The organism is Bdellovibrionota bacterium (assembly GCA_035292885.1).
In the GTDB taxonomy this organism is placed as follows: Bacteria; Bdellovibrionota_G; JALEGL01; order JALEGL01; family DATDPG01; genus DATDPG01.
The window spans coordinates 1-19,349 of sequence record DATDPG010000193.1; the positions used below are offsets into that span (position 1 = coordinate 1).

18 protein-coding genes are annotated in these 19,349 nt (G+C 55.7%); 11 read left to right on the forward strand and 7 right to left on the reverse strand.

Features of this window, described 5'->3' with window-relative positions; genetic code table 11:
• The coding region (locus tag VI895_14025; GenBank protein HLG20917.1) for a DHHA1 domain-containing protein at positions 1–710 on the forward strand (710 nt) is incomplete at its 5' end.
• Here the strand turns inward: VI895_14025 and bamD are convergent.
• Positions 703–1,434 (reverse strand): outer membrane protein assembly factor BamD, encoded by a 732-nt coding sequence (gene bamD / locus VI895_14030; protein HLG20918.1) that lies wholly within the window; start codon positions 1,432–1,434, stop codon positions 703–705. The two genes, VI895_14025 and bamD, sit on opposite strands and share 8 nt — an antisense overlap.
• Before the next feature lie 73 nt (positions 1,435–1,507).
• On the opposite strand from bamD, the gene VI895_14035 reads away from it, so the two are divergent.
• The 5 genes from VI895_14035 to VI895_14055 all read left to right on the forward strand — a co-directional run bounded on the left by VI895_14035 (position 1,508) and on the right by VI895_14055 (position 4,818).
• Positions 1,508–2,275, forward strand: a complete 768-nt coding sequence (locus VI895_14035; protein HLG20919.1) for an FHA domain-containing protein — start codon at positions 1,508–1,510, stop codon at positions 2,273–2,275.
• Between the two features lie 10 nt (positions 2,276–2,285).
• Complete coding sequence (locus tag VI895_14040) at positions 2,286–3,032, forward strand: FHA domain-containing protein (GenBank protein ID HLG20920.1); 747 nt, start codon at positions 2,286–2,288, stop codon at positions 3,030–3,032.
• An 82-nt stretch (positions 3,033–3,114) separates the two neighbouring features.
• Positions 3,115–4,209 carry a DUF4388 domain-containing protein gene (locus VI895_14045; protein HLG20921.1) on the forward strand — a complete coding sequence of 365 codons (1,095 nt, stop codon included), beginning with the start codon at positions 3,115–3,117 and terminating at the stop codon, positions 4,207–4,209.
• Between the two features lie 47 nt (positions 4,210–4,256).
• On the forward strand, positions 4,257–4,613 hold the full coding sequence (locus VI895_14050) for a BrnT family toxin (protein ID HLG20922.1): 357 nt from the start codon (positions 4,257–4,259) through the stop codon (positions 4,611–4,613).
• A complete protein-coding gene (locus VI895_14055; protein ID HLG20923.1) occupies positions 4,576–4,818 on the forward strand; it encodes a hypothetical protein in 243 nt (80 codons plus the stop codon). The genes VI895_14050 and VI895_14055 overlap by 38 nt, the downstream gene beginning before the upstream one ends.
• 12 nt (positions 4,819–4,830) lie before the next feature.
• On the opposite strand, the gene VI895_14060 is transcribed toward VI895_14055, so the two are convergent.
• The 5 genes from VI895_14060 to VI895_14080 form a co-directional block, all read right to left on the reverse strand.
• A complete protein-coding gene (locus VI895_14060; GenBank protein ID HLG20924.1) occupies positions 4,831–5,406 on the reverse strand; it encodes a type IV pilin protein in 576 nt (191 codons plus the stop codon).
• Positions 5,407–5,477: 71 nt separating this feature from the next.
• Positions 5,478–6,755, reverse strand: coding sequence for an AgmX/PglI C-terminal domain-containing protein (locus tag VI895_14065; GenBank protein HLG20925.1), 1,278 nt, complete (start codon positions 6,753–6,755; stop codon positions 5,478–5,480).
• Positions 6,755–7,042, reverse strand: a complete 288-nt coding sequence (locus VI895_14070; protein ID HLG20926.1) for a hypothetical protein — start codon at positions 7,040–7,042, stop codon at positions 6,755–6,757. Before VI895_14070 ends, VI895_14065 begins: the two co-directional genes overlap by 1 nt.
• A gap of 158 nt (positions 7,043–7,200) precedes the next feature.
• Positions 7,201–12,891: a tetratricopeptide repeat protein gene (locus VI895_14075; protein ID HLG20927.1), complete on the reverse strand. Its 5,691-nt coding sequence runs from the start codon at positions 12,889–12,891 to the stop codon at positions 7,201–7,203.
• Positions 12,892–12,900: 9 nt separating this feature from the next.
• A complete protein-coding gene (locus VI895_14080) occupies positions 12,901–13,512 on the reverse strand; it encodes a hypothetical protein (GenBank protein ID HLG20928.1) in 612 nt (203 codons plus the stop codon).
• A 147-nt stretch (positions 13,513–13,659) separates the two neighbouring features.
• Here VI895_14080 and nagZ point away from each other — a divergent pair, with 147 nt between their 5' ends.
• From nagZ to VI895_14105, 5 genes are all read left to right on the forward strand, one after another.
• Positions 13,660–14,784 carry a beta-N-acetylhexosaminidase gene (nagZ, locus tag VI895_14085; protein HLG20929.1) on the forward strand — a complete coding sequence of 375 codons (1,125 nt, stop codon included), beginning with the start codon at positions 13,660–13,662 and terminating at the stop codon, positions 14,782–14,784.
• A 147-nt stretch (positions 14,785–14,931) separates the two neighbouring features.
• On the forward strand, positions 14,932–15,525 hold the full coding sequence (locus VI895_14090; GenBank protein ID HLG20930.1) for a MotA/TolQ/ExbB proton channel family protein: 594 nt from the start codon (positions 14,932–14,934) through the stop codon (positions 15,523–15,525).
• 14 nt (positions 15,526–15,539) lie between these two features.
• Entirely contained in the window at positions 15,540–16,031 is a 492-nt protein-coding gene (locus tag VI895_14095) for a biopolymer transporter ExbD (GenBank protein HLG20931.1), read from the forward strand.
• 12 nt (positions 16,032–16,043) lie between these two features.
• A complete protein-coding gene (locus tag VI895_14100; protein ID HLG20932.1) occupies positions 16,044–16,631 on the forward strand; it encodes a biopolymer transporter ExbD in 588 nt (195 codons plus the stop codon).
• A gap of 288 nt (positions 16,632–16,919) precedes the next feature.
• Complete coding sequence (locus tag VI895_14105) at positions 16,920–18,635, forward strand: hypothetical protein (GenBank protein HLG20933.1); 1,716 nt, start codon at positions 16,920–16,922, stop codon at positions 18,633–18,635.
• Positions 18,636–18,692: 57 nt separating this feature from the next.
• On the opposite strand, the gene VI895_14110 is transcribed toward VI895_14105, so the two are convergent.
• A partial coding sequence (locus tag VI895_14110; GenBank protein HLG20934.1) for an AAA family ATPase occupies positions 18,693–19,349 on the reverse strand: 657 nt, incomplete at its 5' end.

Sequence of the window (19,349 nt, forward strand, 5' to 3'; positions counted from 1 at the left end):
CGCTGGCCACGGGAGCCGTAGCTCTCTTCGATGAGAAGTACGGAGCGGAAGTGCGCGTGATTTCGTTGGGGGATTATTCCAAAGAGCTTTGCGGCGGGACGCACTTGGAACGGACCGGAGAGATCGGCCTCTTCAAGATTATAAAAGAGAGCAGCGTAGCGGCCGGAATCCGCCGAATCGATGCCGTGACCGGTTACCGTGCGCTGCGCTACGTTCAGGATGCCGACCAGAAATTAAAAGGGATGGCCTCCCTGCTCGGTGTACCGGCGGAAGACGTCGGGGATCGAGTCGAGCAGGTGTTGCAAAGACAGAAAGAGCTGGAGAAGGAGCTGAGGAAAAAGAGTTCCGGACCGGCGCAATCCGCAGGCAAAAAGATCGAACCGCGCATCACCGAAGTGAAAGGAATCCGAATCGCAACGGCTGAAATCGACGGCGCGGATCACAAGGAACTTCGGGAACTGGCGGATCGCTATTTGGAAGAACTCAAGAGCGGGGTCGTGGCTTTGGCGACGAAGGTGGAAGGGAAGGCGTTGATCGTCGTGAAAGTTTCAAAAGACCTCTCGGGACAGTACCCGGCGGGGAAATTAATTCAGTCGGCGGCGGCGCTTTTGGGCGGGACCGGAGGCGGAAGGCCTGAAATGGCGCAAGCCGGCGGGCCTCGGGTGGAGGGAATTCCAGAGGCGCTTATAAAAATTCAGGACGCTATTTAAGCAGCTCCATGGCTTTGCCGGCAAATTCGCCCGATTTCGGGTCGTCGGCCACGTCGCGCAGAATCTTTCGAGCTTGATCCTTGTCCTTTAATTTGTAATACGCGTAACCCAGTTTGTAGCGGATCTCGGCGTTCAATTCAGGGAATTCCGTTTTTGTCTGGAGGTCGCGCAGCCGGACCAACGCCGCTTCGTACTGTTTGTGCCTGAGATAGAAGTTCGCGACGTAAAGGTCGCGTTCGACCAAAGCACGGCGGCATTTCGCCAAAAGCGGCTCGGCTTCTTTCGCCTCTGGTGCGGCGGGCCACTTCGCAATTAATTCTTGGAATAGCTCGATCGCCCGCTCGGTATGCACCTGGTCCCGATCGACGGTTTTGGGGGCCTGTTTGTAATGACACAGGCCAATTCGGAAAACGACATGGGTGATCTTGGAGTGCGTCGGGTGAAGCGAACGAAAGGATTGGTATTCGACTTCCGCCTCGGCGTAGTCCGCTTTTTCAAACCGGGCATCGGCGATCTTCATTTCACTATGGATCGCGTACGGGCTCTGTGGAAAACGGTTCCGCAGGCTTTCAAAAAACGGGATCGCTTCCTCATATTCCTTTTCGTTGAACAACTTCAAGGCATGTTCGTAGAGCGGTTTGTCTTCCTTAAACTGTTCCGGCCTGGGGACGCTGCAACCCACGGCGATTAGACCGAAGGCAACGGCTAGATAGTTCCGGCGCATGGTGGGATAGGTTTTAAACCGTTACGTCGCGAATCGCAATCAGCTATGCTGGAGCGCTGCAAGAGTGGACCGCGTGGCAGCTCCAGAAAAAAGACTTCTCCCGCCCGAGATCGGCGCTATTTTGGAATTTACGGACGGGAGCGAGAAGGGGAGGCAAATTCCACTGCTTCACTTTCGCACCGTTCTCGGACGAAAATTCGGCGATGTGTTGATCCGCGATCTTAAAGTCTCGTCGACGCACGCCGCACTGGAATACAGGGGCGGCGCGTTTCATGTGATCGACCTGGGCAGCTCGAACGGAACGTATATCAACGGAGGGCGTGTCCGGGACCAACTCTTGGAACCGGGGACGGAAGTCCGGATTGGAATGTCGGCGTTTCACGTCCGCCTTGACGTGGCGCAGGCGGTGAAACTGGCCGCGGGCCGGCCGCGCGAGATGTCGGCCTCCGAGGGCGGCCTTTCCCAGCTTCTCGACCGGGAATTCTTTCACCCCGAACTCCTCGGTGGCAAGCTTGCGCATGCCGAGGTTCCGGAGCCTCTTAACGTGGTGTATCTGAAAGTTCTGACGGGTCCCGACCGGGGGAAAGAGTACTCCATGGACAAAGCTACGATTTTGCTGGGCCGAAGGGAAGCGGATGTGGCGATTGCGGATCAGGATGTCTCCCGGAAGCATGCCCTGATGGAACGTCAGGAAGGTGGGCAATATCTCCTTCGCGATCTCGCTTCCACCAACGGCACATTCGTGAACGACCGGCGGATCACCAATTCGGTTTTGTCGGAAGGCGATCGCATTCGAGTCGGCGGCACGACGCTCTCTTTTCACCTGAGGGCGTCGAAATGAGGATACTAGAGTGAAATATTCGATCGCATTGACCGTGACGGAAGGGGAGGATCAAGGGAAATCCTTCCGTCTTACGAAGCCTCGCACGGTGATCGGAAGGCAGGGGGCGGATTTCTGTTTGGAGGATAAGAAGATCTCTTCCATGCACGCCGCAATCGAAATCAGCGATCAGGACGTGGCGATCGTCGATCTCGATTCGAGAAACGGTGTCTTAGTGAACGGCGAAAAGACTCGGAAAACGATTCTTTCCAATATGGACGAAATTCAGCTCGGATTGACCAAATTAAAGATATTGATCGTCGCGGACCTGCAAAACCTGCGTACGTCGGGCAAGGAAGACGCGGAGGTCACGTCGGCCGGCAAGGACATCGGCGCAATGATCGACGATGAGCTGAAGGGGGTATCCAAGTGGGATCTGGCCGAACCGACCGAATCCACACCGGAGGGTCAATCTTTCAAAGCTGTGGCTTACGGCATCGAAATCGTGGAGGGTCCCGATGCCGGCAAGAAGTTCAGCCTTGAGAAGTCGTCGACGAGTCTCGGTCGGGGCAAGGCCGATATTGTGTTTAGCGATTCCGATATTTCGCGATTGCATGCGCTGCTGGAGGTCAATCGCGTAGGCCAGGTGACCATCCGCGACATGGGTTCGACCAACGGGACGTATGTAAATGCCAAGAGAGTCGCCGAGGCTAAGCTGAGTTCCGGCGACACGTTTCAAATGGGCGGTACCCTCTGCCGCCTTGTCCGACTTACCTAATCATTTTCAGAAGTTGGATGCGCCCGACTTTAGCGGCTATACTGAGATATTAGGCAAAATTTCCGCGGGCTTCGACGCAATAATGGCTAAGACGAAACAGAAAGCGGCGGTGGAGATGGTCGTCGGCGAAGTCGTTCTGCGCTTCTTGGAAGGGGAGAACGAAGGCGTGGAAATTCGCGTCTCTCCCCCACGCCAACTCACGGTAGGTCGCAGCGAAGAGTGCGATATCTTCCTGGGAGAAAAGAAGATTTCCCGAAAGCATTGCCAGCTGACCGTCTCTTCGGACGGAGTCCTGATTCGAGATCTTCAGAGCACGAACGGGACGCTCTTGAACGGCAAAAAAATATCGGAAGCGGCTGTTGAGAGCGACGACAAAATCAAGGTCGGGACGAGCGTCTTTCAGGTGACGATTCACGCCGACAAGCAGGTCGTTCACGAAGGGGCTTCACCCCGGCGGGATGCCCTCGGTCTCGGGCACGAACCGAGACCGCGAGGATCCGAACCGGAGGCCTTTTCGCTCGAGAACGAATCTTCCGGCGTCATGGAAGAGCCGAAGGAGTCGTTTTCTCTCGAGATGGAACGTCCGGTGGAAGCTTCCGAGCCTCCGCCTCCGGTCGAGGAGAAAAAGCCCAAACCTCTCTCGGGAAACCTTTCCGCCATGGGGCTGGCGGATCTGCTGCAAAACCTTTCACAGAACAGGAAGAGCGGCATTTTAAGGCTGACGTCCAATCGAGTGGGAAAACTTTGGATCAGCGAAGGGCGAATAGTGGCGGCGGAAGTCGGCAGCGTGAAAGGGACCAAGGCGATTTACCGGATGCTCGGGTGGAATGAAGGCGAGTTTGAATTATTGCCGATGCCGGAGGATTTCAAAATCGATCGGCTGGAACAGCCGGTAACGGAATCGACCGAAAGTCTTCTCATGGAAGGATTCCGCCAGTTCGATGAACTTGAGAAGCTTCGAAAGGGGCTTCCGCCCCCGCACTCGAAATTAACGCTCCGGTCGAAATTCGCGGCGCCCCTCTCGAAACTTCACCCGCGCGTCCTCGATGTGCTTCAGGTGGTGTTGAATGAGGGGACTCTCCAGGCGGTTCTGGATGCCAGTCCGTTCAACGATCTTGAAACGTCTAAAATCGTTTTTTATCTGCTGAAAAAAGAGTACATCGCCAGCGATACGTGACGGGGCCTGTAGACACTGTCTGGGAACTTCTTTACACTATATATTAAGTGGCTAAGTTTCACTTCGTTGAATGGCTTTTGGTTTGGCTTCTTGAAACCCCAACCTTCGAATTTGAATGGGACGCCGGAAACCGATCGAAGAATCAGACGAAGCACGGGGTGGCTATCCATGAAGTTGAAGAGGTGTTTCATTCGGGAACGGCATTGCCTGTCGGTATTCAGATTGATCCTCCCGTACCCGAGGAGCGCCTAGCTCTTGTCGGATCAACGTTTTCGGGGCGGGTTCTTTTTGTCGCATTTGTTTTGCGAAACGGAAAAATTCGACCGATTAGCACTCGGCCGGCACACAGAAAGGAGAGAAAACTCTATGAGTCGCTATTACGCAAGATCGCAAAAAATGTATGAAGGCTCGATTACCTTCGACGATAGGCTCCTTCTTGAGGCCATGAAAAGAATCTCGAAAGGGCGTAGAAAGCCGACGAGTGTGGCTTTGGAAGAGCCGGTCATTCAGAAACTCAAGCGTATCGCCGAACGAAAGGGAATTTCCTATCAGGTGCTCATGCGAATGTTTATCTTGGATGGCCTCCGACGACTCGAGGCCATGGCTTAACGGGAAAAAATACTATTCAATATCGTTTTCGGTGACGATGTCGGGGCGGTCGATGACCTTGATAAAGAGCGAACATTTCTTATTCGCATTTTGATCGCCCGTGGCCGTCGCGTAAAACCAATTCACGGAAGCGCCTGAGGGTATGGTGAGGCTGGACGCCGACATGCCGAAGCTGGAATTGGTGCACCAGCCAGCTCCGGGGTTATGGGTAAAGGTGTACGACTGCAGGAAGGGCCCGCTGCTGGATGTGAAAGACGATCCGCTTGTGAACTGGCCCGCGATGATTTGGTACTGGAAGTAAACCATCTGGCGGTCGGGAATGATACGGCCGAGCTGTGCCCAGTTGGAAATACCGCTGCTGAACGCCAGGCGTCCGCCGGGATTGGCTGAAGTGGGTACCGACGCCGGGTTTGCGGATGCGGTGACGTAGCTGTCGTTCTCGGAGAAGAACGTCTCTTCGAACATCGCAATGGCGCCGAGATTACTGACCGCTTCGGAGGTCCGGGATTTCTTCACATATTTGCTGTAGGCGGGGATGGCGATCGCCGCCAATATCGACACGATGACGACGACGATCATCAGTTCCACCAACGTAAAACCGCGATAGCTGCTGGGTCGTTTTATCATGGGATTGAAGAAAGTCAGTCTAGCATACAAGGTTAACCCTTGGAACTTGTACTGAAAATAAAGGGGAATTTGACGGGGGCGGGTCCCCCTTCCGGCTTCGGAAAATCCCAGAGAGCGATCTTGCTCGTGATGCATTGCTCGACCCATTTGTCCGACAGCGTCGATTGGTCGATGGCGACTCCGGTTGCACGGCCCTCGATCGTGATGACGAGGCGTACGACGATTTTTCCCGCGAGAGTCTGATTGCGGCCGAGCGCGCGCTCGTAACAATCGCGCAATTGGCCCGCTCGTTGCGCCACGATCCGTTCGAGGCTGTCGCGATCGAGAGAGCCGGCTCCTCCCTCCGCAGGTTCCACCGAAAGCCTCGAGACCGAGACATTGGCGGTTTTTTTCTCCAAATTCGCTTCCGGCAGGTTCACCGGGCGCTCGGTTTTAATTTCAACCGCCTTGGGCACGGCTCCGAGTTGGGAACCGCCCGCGGTTCCCGACTGGAGACGGAGAGCAATCGCAGAGTCCAGACTTTTTCCCCCCAGGACGCCTTCGAAATTTCCGGAGAGGGAAGTGGTGGAAAAAAGTCTGGAGAACGGCGAGGACTTTTGGTTCGCTCGCCGGCTTACAACGGCCGCCAGAAGGCCCGCAGGAGGAGGCTGAGCAGCGCGGGAAGGGGCTTCTTTCTGTTCCGATATCTCCGGATTTGCGGCAGCCTGGTCCCGCCGGGCCAGTTCCTTGCGCACGTAATCCTCTTTCGGAACGAGAAAACGGGCGAACTGCCGGTGAACTTCCTCCGCCGTCGGCTCGGAAGCAGAGGGGAGGCTCCGAAGCACCTTCACGACATAAAAATGGGTGAGCATCGAAACGAGGAACATGATCAAAAGCAACGGAGAGATGCCCCCCACGATTCGCAGCGGAAGGGGGTGAAGCGGGTACTCCGGTTCTTCGGGGGTGCGCGTGATCCAGAATCGGATCGTCGTCGAGCCGAGAACGACGGTGCCGGAGGTCTGTTGCCTCAAAACCACGTACTCGCCGGAATTGTCCCAACGAAGCAGGCCGGCGTTCCGCAAGACGTGGATCGGAATTTTACGCTCTTCCAAGAGAAGCTCTCCGCGCAGGTCCGGCGTGATGCGAAGGAGGATCTCGTTCTTCCTTCGCTGAAAGAGGGCCCGAGTCGGTCCGGCCTTCGGATCAAAGAGCCAAATCGAAGCCGTCGGCGCGAAACCGGCGGTGACCTCTACGGGGTCGTCGAAGGTCCACTCGCTCCAAAGCGCGTTTTGGGGTTCGATGCGGGTGTGAAGGCGGACGTGATCTGGCATCAGAACAGATTCTCCACGATCGGCTCCTGGATTCTCGAGGAGAAGCCGGTTTCTTTTTCTCGATAGTCGATCTCCAAACGGGTTCGGTCGAGAATGTAAATGACGCTCGGTTCGTAAATTTTGGCTCGGATTTCCAGCGCCTTGAGTTCGATCGGGGCTCCGGCATTGAGTTCTTGCGTAATCGACTCGAAGGTTTCGCGCCGTTCGGCGGCGGTCGTTGGTTCGTCCGCCAGGGCGGCGGAGCAGCAGAAAACTAGTGTCCCGAGTCCGAGGTAGCTTGATAACAAAGGCCGTCGATGCGTCCGGATGGCAAGGCGCGCCGACGCTGGCGTACCGGCCGTACGCCGAGGAGGAGCAACGCAGCCAGCCGGGATGCAGCGACGGCCGACTATCAAGATATATCGGACTCGGGACACTAACGCCCATCCGATCGCCGTGGCTCGCATCATGGAACGCTCCCAGTCGAGGTCGCACAATTTTCCAATCTCTTCAAGAACACCGGATGGCGAAGGCCGGTCATTTCGTTTGCGCGTTTCCATTCCATGCAGGCTTCTTCCGTTTTTCCGACATCGTATGACAGTTTCGCCCAATTGCTCGCAAGAATCGGATGTCCGCTCTGAGCGGCAGTCTCCAATAGCTTGGACCGCGTCAGTAGATCACGCCGAGCGTCCAGCAAAATGGCCAGTTCCCCCGAAGCCAGGTTATTCCCCGGATCCAGCCGAAGCGTTCGTTCCAGAGCGAATCTCGCCATTCGCGTGTCGCCGCTAGCGTGAAAGGCGGCAGCCAAGGCGCGGTGGACGGCGGACGATTTTGGAAAGAGCCGAATCAGGGTTTGGGCGGTCGAGAGAGCCTTCTCCTTTTCTCCGCGCAGGAGCCGGGACAGAACGAGCTGCCGGGTCGATTCACCGAGCGAAACATCCCCGCGGTCGAGGCCCGCCTTCATGAGCATCGGTTCCAGAATGTCGACCACCTCTCCGTAGTCTCCTTGCGCGAAGGCCGCGGCGGCTTTGAGTCTGAGCGATGTTTGGGCGCCGAGGCGATCCCCGATCAGCGACAGCGAACGTTTCGCACCGCTGAAATCTCCCTCGAACAATTGGACAAAGAAGAGATTGTGAAGCGCCGCGGCCGAATTGGGGCGTTCGAGGAGGATCCGGCTGGACGCCTCGCGGTTCTTCGTCCTTTCGTCTTGCAGCCAGAGAGGCGGAACGATGTTTGAAGTGGCCGCTGGAGGGGACGCAAGGACAATCACGCTTTTCCAAAGGCTGATCGGAGATGTGCCACTTTCTGACAATAGCGGAACTGGGTCGGGCCATCGGTCGTCGGCCCAAGCGCTCTCACTCTTCGTAGGAGCCGCTCCGTTCGTCTGCTTGAAAAGCTCGCCAAGATACGTCTCCGGCAATCGGGCGCTCTGAAGCAGCGCCAGCGTTTTCGAGAACGCGTCTTTTGCTTTCTCCTGCAACGGCGCCGAGAGTTTGTTCACCGTTTCCTTCAGTTCCTGAATGTCGGCAGGCGAAGACTTCGGAGGTGGAGCCAGTTCTTGAAGCTCTCCCACGAATTCGAGATAAGCATGGCCGAGATCAAACAGAGCCGAAGCGCTCGCGCGAAGCGAACGAAGTTCCAGGAGCTGAAGAACATTTTTTTCCAGGTTGGCAAGATCGGTGGCCTTTTGCTGGAACGTATTGACCAGCGCTTTGGCGCTGGTGGACTTGATCTTGTTCGAGCGAAGGCTGGCCCGTTTCCAGGAGATCTTTGCGGCCCGGACGGAAGCCAAAGCGACCTGACCTTCATTGGCATCGGCTTTGGGTAACAGGCGGAGAAATTGATCGGCCAGGCGCTCCATCGATTGCGCCTCCTTTAAATTCCCCGTATCCCAATAAGCCTGTGCCAGCTCCACCGCGGCTCGAAGGCGAGGCAACGACGGCGCCGTGGGCCGTAGCGCGAGGCTCGTGCGAATCGAACGGGCCCGGTCAGCCTGACCTGCGTCTTCGGAAAGCTCCGCCGCGTGAAACTCGATTTCAGCCCTCTGTTTTTCGTCGAGCTGTTTGGCGAGAGAAATGAGTTCTTCGAATTCATGATCTTGTCTGGCGCGAGCGAGAAAGAGTTGAGACAGGTTCAGGATCGCGTTTTCGCGATCTTTCGGCGAAAGAGTCCTGGCCAATACGGCACGATAGGCCGGGATGGCCCGGTCGATATCGAATACGGCGTCATAGAGCAAGGCCTGTTGAAGAGGGGCCCGTTTCCCCTCGTCCGTGGAAGGATATTGGTCGTACAGCAGCGTGAGAGCCTGTTGTGCCGTGTCGTAGTTCATGGAGCGCATGGAAATGGCGTATGCGTTAAAAAGAGCCGCCGGTGCCAGCGAGGAAGTGGGAAGTTCCTTCTGGAAAGCAAGATACTGTTCCACCGCCTCGGAAGGTTGGCCCTTCTTACCGCGGCTCTCGGCGGCCTTAAACAACGACGTCTCCCGCTGCTTCATGAGTTCGCTTCGGATTTCTTCGGGGAGGTTTGTCTTTTCTTGCAGGGTTTTGGCTGCGACGGCTGCCGCGTCATCCCATTGTTCTTGGGCCAAGAACGTATCGACGGCGGCGACGAATGCTTGCTGGCTCCAACGGCTGTGCGGATAACGTTCGGCCAATAGGAGGAATGTGCGACTCGCTTCTTGGGTACGGCCGATTTTGGCCTGAACGGTGGCCGAACGATAGAGCGTTTGGGGCACCCGCGAATCCTTGGGAGCCCGGTGAGTGAAGTTGTCGATCGATTGAAGAAGGGCTTCGGCCTGCGGCGGAACGGATCCCGGTTCCTTGGCCAACACCGCGTCCAATCCGCCGCGGCCCGTGAGGTTTTTTTCCCGAGAAACGACCATCGCGTAGAGAGAATCGGAAAAATGTTTCGAATAGCGGTCGTTTCGAACCACGGCGTCATACCGTTCGATGGCGGAGGAGTAATCCCCCTTGGCGAAAGCGATTTCCCCGAGACGATAGGTGGCTAGGTACGCCTGTTCGGACTGGGGATATCGGTCGATTAGACGTTCATAGAGAGCGACCGCCTTTTTCCGGTCACCGTCGTCGTTCGAACGGGAATAAGAAGCGTCGTATTGCGTCCCCAGGCTGTATGTCGCTCTTTGAACCAGTGAATCGGCGGCCGCGAGGGCGTCCCGATCCTCCATGTTCTTGTTTCGCCAGGATCCGCCGCTTTCCAGCAACCGAAGGACCCGCTCCATTTCCACCGTTACGCTGCGGTTATCGTTGAGTTTTTCAAAGATCCGAATTCTCCCCGACAGAACATCGGGCGCATATGAGGAATCGGGATAGTGCTCGATGGCGAGATCGTAGGTTCGAAGCGCTTCGTCTTCCTTCGATCGTTCCTCGGCGATGGCCGCCATCTGTTTCAGAATCGCCAGGCCGTAAGGTTTCCAGCCGGTCTTCGCAAAAATCCTCGTCGCTGTCGAACTGCCGCCCGATCGGAATAGACTGAACGCCACATATTCCGTGGCTTCGTCTTCCAGTTCGACGAAGCGCTTCTTTTGATCGTCGGAAAGTTCGGAGGCGTAATCGAGCAAAATCAAAAAGTGGGCGATCGCCGAGTCATAGCGGCCCAAAAGGTAGTTCGCCCAGGCCAGCTTGTACAACGCCTTGTCATAAAAAAAATTGAACCCGTATGTGAGGACGGCGTTGTAATGAGGAATGGCCTTCGTAAACGCTTTCTCGGCGAAATAGTTTTCACCGATCCGAAGGTGTACTTCGGGAAGCAGCGGACTCTTCGGATACTCCGCCACAAGCTGTTCGAACGTGCCGACCGACCGTCTTTTCTCTCCAGAATCGAGGAGGACGTGACCGAGCAAATAAAGAGCCGCGTCGCGATGCTCGAACTTGGGGAATTCCTTCCGGATCCGTTCCAGCGGCGAGATCGCCGATGTGTATTCTCTCGGCGCGCGCTCATTGGGATGGGATCGTTCAAAACTCCGCGCCACCGCCTCCGCGCGCTCGTAATGAAGTTGAGCCAAGCGATAGAGCGCATACGGCGCCCGTTCAGGATCCGGCTCGCTTCGCATGACATCGCGATAGGCGAGAATCACCCGCTCCCGGTCGCGTTCCTTGAGGTCCGAAAGACGGTTTTCCTGAGCCTCGACATAGCTCCGATACCTCTCTTTGTCGTTTGCGATCCGTTTGCTGATTCCCCTGTCCGCGTCTTGAATAAATTGCCGGGCAGCGGCGAGAAAATGACTTGAATCCTCCACCCGCTGTCTTAGGTCGTCCGGCAGCGAATCGCGAATCGGAGGGGAAGCGGAATGTGCCGAGGGTGCGGACGTCTCCTCGAGTTCAACGTACCGCTCCTCCTGCTTCGCGAGATCCCGCTCGAATTCCGCTTGATTCGAACGAAGCGCCGTCTCCGCGGACCTCAGCGAACGAAAGCGTGTCTCGGCAACGCTCCAGCGGTAATCGGTGATCGTCCGGGCCAATTCCCGGCGATTTTCGTCCAAAACAGATTTGAGATCTTTCTTCGCGCCCGCGAGGAGAATCTGAATCGTTCGGTCGATCTGGGCCGACGTTTCGACCTCGATCCTGGTTTGTTGCGGGAGATCTTTCGAGAGCTCCGGCATCCGTTCGTTTTCTTTTCGTTCCACGTCCGAGCGGACGCGATCCAGGCGCGCAAAAAGGGCAGACGAAGCAGGGGCGTTCGTTCGCAATGCCGTGAGGCGCAGGGCGTCCTTTCGAACTTCGGATTTTCGTGCACGTAACAGCAAAGCCTCAAGCGCCCATTGACTCTTCTTCAGTTGCATCTTCTGGGCGATGAATCGCGCGATCGATTCGCGCGCCTTCTGTTTGATGGCCAAAGCCTCTTTTTCCCGGTCTCCGCCCAGCGTCTTCCATTGAATCCAAATGTGCCGGTCGATCTCGACCAACTTCGCGATGGATTCGTCGACCGTTTGCAGGAGTTCGCGGACTTCGCGAGTTACGTCCTCCAACGGCAGTTTCAATGAAGACGAATTTTCGGGGCTGGAGAGGAGTTGGTGCTCGATGTGGTTGGCCCATTCCCAAAGTGCGAGGCTCTCGATCGTCGTTCCCCCCGGCTGCCTCAGGGCGACGGCCGCCGCATCCTGAGCTCCCTGGTCCTCCCGCAGTTCGGTTCGTTCCGTGATCAGTCCGTCCAGTTGCGCCAGATAACTGCGCGTGGCCCCGTTTCGCTCGATCAGCGTCCGGGCGATCGGCGGAAGGATCGCCCGAGCTTTGAATTGCGTGAGGCGGGGATCGAACTCCGCCAGCAGTTCTTCCTCATGGCCCGCATAGGCCCGATGCGCCGATTCGCTCGCCTCAAGTTCAAATACAAAACGTGACGCGAGAAGCTCCAGCGTTTGAATTCCCTCGGAATCGTGTCGAGAGGGATCCGCGGCCAGACGGCCGAGCAGGTAACCCGCATCCGGAAGACGTCGGCTCTGTGGATAGAGCGTAAAGAGTAGATCGAGTTCGGTGGCGGCCAGGTCCGCGCGGCCGAGTTTCAGATGCGCCCAAGCGAGCTCATCAAGACTCGCTTCATACAGCTCCGGGGTTTTTTTCACGCCCAGGTAGAGATCGCGGGCATGCTCGTACTGGCCGTTGTCAAACGCCATTCGGGCGAGCGCGGTTGTCGCGAGTGTTCCTGCGTCCGAATCGCCGCCCAAACCGGCCGCGAGCATGAACGCCTCGATGGCTTTCGGCTTTGAATCCGCTCTGTTCTCTTTCAGCGCTAACACCCCGCGCAGGTATTGTCCCTTGGCCCGCCAAGGCGCCGTTCCCGGCGACGGGGGAATTTGATCCACCCAGCCGTTTGCTTCATCCATTCGTCCGAGAAGAAAGGCGTGTCTCGCCAGGCGAAAAGCCGCTTCGGCTTTCTCGGCACCGGAAATCTCCGGTGGAATCTTCGTGTCAGATCGATACGCATTGGAAATCCGTTCGTACGCGGAGAGCGTGATCCACGGCTTTCGAAGCGCGGGAAGCTCCTCGTGAATCACCGTGCGTGCCACGGCAATCCGAGTCGGGGATTCTTTGAAACGTTCGGCGGCGCGTTCGAGCGCGCCCAAGCTCTGCTCAGGCGACAGGGGGGCGGCGCCGACCGAGGAGGACGCGAAAAAAACAACAACACTGAATGTGAATCGATTCATCGACCCCGCCTATTGGGGGGGTTCCGTGCCCCATTCCCGGAGCACTTCAGACTGCAGGTAAAGCCGCTCCTGAAGATCTGTCTTGAAATATCCCTTATCCAGGGCGACCAATTTCACCTGCGTCGTCTTCCCATACTCCACCGAAAAACGCTCGGTCGATTCCACGATGAATTGGTGGTCCTTAAAATAGGAAAAAGCCGTGTAGATCGATTTGTCCGAGCCACGGTAATTGATCTTACTCTTGAGCACATGTTCCCCCGCCGGGAGATCTTTGTCGAACACCAACGCTTTTTCCAAAGGTGATTTTCGACCCTCGCCGTTCACTTTATTGACCAGCTGGCCATCGAGAAAAAATTCCGCGGAATTGAATGCGAAGAAACCTTCGGCCTGATTGTCGAACGTGATGTATGCCTTTGATCCGGTCACTTTTCCGCGCAGGACCGCTTCTTCGAGTTCATGCAACCTCCCCTTTTCGCGGAATACCGCTTCCTTGGTTTGCGTCACCTGTTGTTCGAGTTCGCGGAGGAGTTTTTGATCGACCGGTTCCAAGGTGTCTTCGGCCGCCCAAGAAAGAGGATGGAAGCAAAGCGTTACGAGCAGAAGGGAGGTTCGAATTCGCATGTTGCGACATCCTAAACGGAATGAGGCGCAATGAAAACGTTCTGTGATCCAAATGGGGACCCCCGGCCACCCGTAACGCTACTTTTAACAACTTTTGTTTTATGGGTCTGGCGACGTTTCGAGAAAATGCCGTTATGCTTTCTCGGCTTGAAGAACGTAAAGAGGGTTTTGGACGAGATCGGTCAGCTCCTGGTGATCGGCCTTTCGGGCCCGCGTCTAATGAAAGAAGAGAGAGTGTTCATTCGACGGGTGGCGCCCGGCGGCGTGATCTATTTTCGTCGAAACGTGAAAAGTCCGACGCAGCTTCGATCGTTGGCTCGATCGGTTTGGTCTCTTTTTCCGAAAGACCGCCCGCCCTTTATCGGCATCGATCAGGAAGGGGGACGAGTCGCCCGCCTCGGTCCGCCTTTCACACTTTTTCCCGGTAACGATTATCTCGGCCGCATCTATAGAAAGACAAAAAGCCTCAGCCTTATCCAAGCGCAAGCCCAGGCGATGGCGAAGGAGCTTAAGGCGATCGGCGTCAATCTGAATTTCACGCCGGTGGCCGATATCGACACAAATCCACGAAACCCCGTCATCGGCCCGCGGGCGTTTGGAAAAAATCCAAAAGATGTTGCCCGACTCGTCGCGACGACAGTGAAGGCCTACAAGAAGGAGAGGGTGATCTGTTGCGCGAAACACTTTCCAGGACATGGCGACACATCGAAGGACAGTCATAAGGTTCTCCCCATCGTTCGAGCTTCGCGCCCAACACTGTTTCGCCGAGAGCTTTTGCCTTTTGAATCGGCGGTACGGGCCGGTGTCCCGACGATCATGACCGCTCACGTTGTCTATCCCTCTCTGGATCGCGCCCTTCCAGCGACTCTTTCGAAGTTCATCCTGGATCGATTGTTGCGACGAAAACTTCACTTCGACGGCGTGGCGATCAGCGACGATTTGGAAATGAACGCGATCGTCCTTCATTCGTCGATTTCCGAGGCAGCGCTGAATGCCATACGCGCCGGCGTAGATCTCTTGCTGGTTTGCAAATCTCTCTCCGAAGCTCGTCAGGTTCACCTGGATTTGTCGAAAGCGGTCCTGTGGGGCCAAGTTTCGGTGAACCGGATTGCAGAGGCCTTGAATCGGATACGAAAGGTCAAAAAGAGGTACCTGAGCGGAGGACCCGGCCTATCGCTAACTTCTGTGCCTCGGAACGGTTGGAGGAAGCATCAAAAGCTGGCGGAGGTCATTAAAGAAAAAGGGAAACAAGAGTTGCTTGTGTCTGCCTAAGTGCTCGTTTACAATATGTTTCACCCGTGATTCCGAACACTTTCACAGCAGCAGTTTTGGGCAGTAACCCACTTAACTCCACAAGAGTCTACTAAGGAGGTTGTTTAAATGCAGGGATTTTCAGAAGTTTTACTAAGAAGCCCCTTCATGATCGTGAACCTTATCGTCTCAATCCTGGCTGGGGCCGTGATTTTGGAGCGTTTTTTTATGCTCCTGACTCGCCTCACCGCTGACGGCAAAAACTTCATGCAAAACATTGAACGGTACGTGTTGGCCAACGACCTGACCCAGGCGATCAACTATTGTAATACTTCACAGGCTCCGCTGGCCACGGTGGTCAAGGCCGGATTGGTGAAAGCCAATCGAGGCGGAATGGCGATTTCGATGGGCGTGGATGAAGCTCTTCTCCAAGTCACGCCTCTGGTGGAAAAGCGGATCGGGACGCTCTGGTCGTTCGCCAACATCGCTACGTTAATTGGACTGATCGGAACGATCGTCGGACTGATCACGGCGTTCACCGGCCTTTCGGTTGCCACGCCCGAGCAGAGAGCCCTGCTCCTCGGTTCCGGTATCGCCGAAGCTCTCTACAACACGGCCTTCGGTCTCGTCATCGCCGTCAGTTGTATTATGTCCCATCTTTTCCTGTCCGGGATCGCGAAGAAGATCATCGGCGACCTCGATTATTATTCGAGCCGCCTTGAGAATCTTCTGACGCTTCGCCAGGACGCCGAAAAGGCGTAGGGACAACAACGCCCGTGAGAGCGCGCCGAAGCAGTCTTGCCGAGATCGGTCAGGAGCTGAACCTGATTCCTTATCTGGATATCATGGTGAACCTCGTGTTGTTCATGCTGGTGACGATTACCAGCTTTCTGAGCTTTACGATGTTGAATGCCTCCATTCCGCAGTTGGCCCCCAACGCCGCGCAGGCGGCTGCGCAGATGAAAAAGGAGCAGTTGCTCCTGATGGTGAGGGTGACCAAGGAGGGGTTCCAGGTCGACCCGAACGTGCAAGGTGGAGCCGCGGTCCCTCAAAAGGCGATCGCCAGGAAGGGCGAGGCCTATGATTTTCAGGGGCTCACGGCCATGGCGACCGAACTCAAAAAGCGATTCACCGAGGAAACTCGCGTCCTGATCATTGCGGAGCCTCGGATCATCTATGACGACATCATTCATACGATGGACGCCATTCGTGAAAGTGAAGCGGGAGCGGGAAATCTCTTCCCGGATGTAACGCTGAGCATTTTGTAAAGGAGCTTATTTGTGACACCGGCGAAACAAAAGACCGAAGAACATTTCGCTCACGCTTGGCGCGCGCGCCTCAAAAAGCGCCGGGGGAAGACGTTTAATCCGGTCCAGATCCGGGAACTCAATCTCGTCGCCATGATGGACATGCTGACGCTGATCCTCGTGTTCCTTCTCAAGAGCTATTCCGTAAGTGCCATGTCGATCCCGGTGGGCGAAGAAATCAACATCCCCAAGTCGACGAATCTGATGAGCCCCGGTGAAGCGGTCAAATTGACCGTCACGAAGATCGGCGGCGAAACTGCCGGCATAATCGCCGTGGACGAAAAGAAAGTCATGGAGCTCAGTACGGCGGCACTGACAAAGATGGAGAACTCGGCTCGACAACGGAACTTTCTCATTCCCGAGCTTCACAAAGAACTCAAGCAAAAGGCGGACGCCATTAAGCAAATGGCCACGATCAATCCCTCCGTAAAATTCGAAGGGAAAATTCTGGTGATTGCCGACAAGGAACTTCCGTATTGGCTCGTCACCGAGGTTCTTTTTACGGCCGCCGAAGCGCAGTTTGAACAGTACAAACTGGTCGCCCTCGCAGAAAAACAATAGTGGGACGCGCTTACCGCAGCGCGACCCTTAGGCGACACCCTGCCCAGTCAAAACAAGCCGACATGAGTCGTTAACTACCTAAAATTATAACGCTTTATTTCGACCTTCCCTTGGTACGCCTGTTGCGTTTCTTGGCCTCGGACGACCCTTACCGGGTCCTACGAGGAGAGAACGATGAAGCGTACGGAGCAAATCAGGATCGGGAGTTTGGTAAGAGGGTTGATTCTCTTGCTTGCGGCTCCCATCGTCCTCAGCGCGTGCGGGGGAACCCAGCAAAGAAACCAAAGATTGAATCCCGCCTTGTTCGCCAATTACAACGCCAACCTCGCCCAGCGCCAACCTACCTCTCCATCCGGCTCCGTTCGTCGGAACGATATTCTTCAAAACGGCAATCAGGCGCTCGGTGGTGGGGTTTGTTTTAACACGGCCGCGGGCACGTATATCAACTGCACGACGGGCGGCGCCATTCAGGCCGGGACATCCCAGGCGGTTCTTCTGTGCCAGCTGCGCGGCCTCCTGTGTCCCGAGAAGGCGGCGCAGACCACAAAGCCGGACGCCGGCAAAAAGGGCAAGGGAATTGGGGACACGGATCAAGGCTTTGTCAGCGGCGGCAGCCGTGTCGATTCCGACCTTTACGCCAACCAGACGGATCGATGGAAGAGAGCTTGCGGCTCCGCCAACATTCCTGGCTTTCGACAAAACCGTTTAGCTCAACTTAAGATTGTGGATGCAGCGGCCAAAGATCCGACAAACGAAGATCTCAAAAAGAAAGCGGCTTCAGCGACAGACGAACTTGCAAAATTGGAAGCTCAACTTCAGGAAGAGATTTCAAAATTGGAGCAATCGACCCAGCCCGATGCGGACGCCGATGGGATTCCCGATGCCTGCGAAGACACCCTAAGAGCCGCCAATTTCTCATTGGCTGAGAATGAGGTGCCGAACGGCTACCTTGTCACCATCAAAAAAATTAAGGCAGAAACTCTCAGAGATCGCATTCTTAACGATCCAGATCTTAAGGCACAAATGGCAAAAGCCCGTCTCCATAAGTGGGATATCAGAGATCGCGATCAACTCAACAACGCCTTGGCCGTATTAATTGCGTTCGATCGAGCGACCAACGGTGAATCCAGCGAAGCGGTTGTTCGTAAGATCCTGGATTGGGCCGATTCCGCGGATCCCGTCAAACTCGATAAGGACCGCTACGAAACCGTTATCGCTGAAACTGCGCTTCCAGCCGATCTGAAAAGTAAGAAGGACGTCTCCGTTCTCAAGGGCGGAAGCCACCCCAGCCAGGCTCTTTTCCGGGACCCCCGCATACCGGTGGCTGATTTCAGTTATGCCGATATCAACCCAATCTATACCGACTTTCAGAACTTAGCGGATGACGAGTACATGGTGTACGTGGCGGAGGCGAAAATCGCAGCGCCAAATTTCACCATTGGCCTACGCAAGAAAAACGGCGGCCGCGACGCTGGACTGGCGATCGCATTTGTGGACGGGCAAATTGCGGCCCACTCGCTCGATTTGCAAAAGATTGACGGTACAGTCAAGGATCGGCTAGGCGATATCGCCAAACGTCGGGAGAAGGCTTTCGAAAAATTGCCCAATAGCAAGAGCCGTCGCCTTCTGACGATGATCGCATTGCAGGATGTCACGAGAGAACAAGAAAAGGTCGACATCCGCGATTACTTCGCCGTGAAATTTGATTCGATGAACGAAACGTACTGGGAGCTCCTTCCTCAAGAGATGGCGTCGTTTAAGGAATTGAAGTCAGATAATTCAGTCATCCTTGGATGGAAACCGCCCGTGAGTGCCGTAGCGGCAACCGTGGGTGGGAATGCAGGAGAGGGTGCAGCGATTGGACTGCCAAGTTGTGATGAGTTAAAAACAAATATTGAAACCAAAAGAGCGGAATTAGCCGATGCCTCAGAACCAGAAGCTGCGTCAATTAATGACCAGATAAACAAGCTACAGGCACTTATTGACGGCAACAAATGCCGTTGATTTAACTCCCACATCGGGGCTTGCCCGTCGAATTTCCCGTGAAACGCGAATAAGAAGTTACTTCGACGCGCGGACAGCGCGCTTATCGGCCCAGCGTTTGATCTCTTTGATCCGCTCCGACATCGTCGTGGAGAGCGGCACGGTGTGCGCGATCATCTTGTAAAGATCGTGCTCGTTAAACTGCCGCTTCTCGTGGAAGGCTTCGAACATCCCGGCATTCACGATCTGTTCGATCTCGGCGCCGGCAAATCCTACGGTTGCTTTAGCCAAGTTCACCAGGCTGAATTTTTCAGGATTGTGTTTGTGCCGCAGAATATGCACTCGAAAGATATCGCCGCGCTCGTTCTCCGTCGGAAGATCCACGAAAAAAATCTCATCGAAGCGACCTTTTCGCAGGAGTTCCGGAGGAAGCTTGTCGATTTCGTTCGCCGTAGCGGCGATAAACACGACCGATTTCTTTTCTTGCATCCAGGTCAGGAACGACGAGAAGATTCGGGCGGTCACGCCGCCGTCTCCTTGCGCATAACCGGCCACACCCTTTTCGATCTCTTCCAGCCACAGAATAACGGGAGCCACGGCTTCGACGGTCTTGAGCGCCCGGCGCATCGTTTCTTCGGGATTGCCGATGGTTCCCCCGTAAACCTTGGTCATGTCGAGGCGCATGAGCGGCAGGCGCCAATACTGGCTGATCGCCTTGACGCAGCATGATTTTCC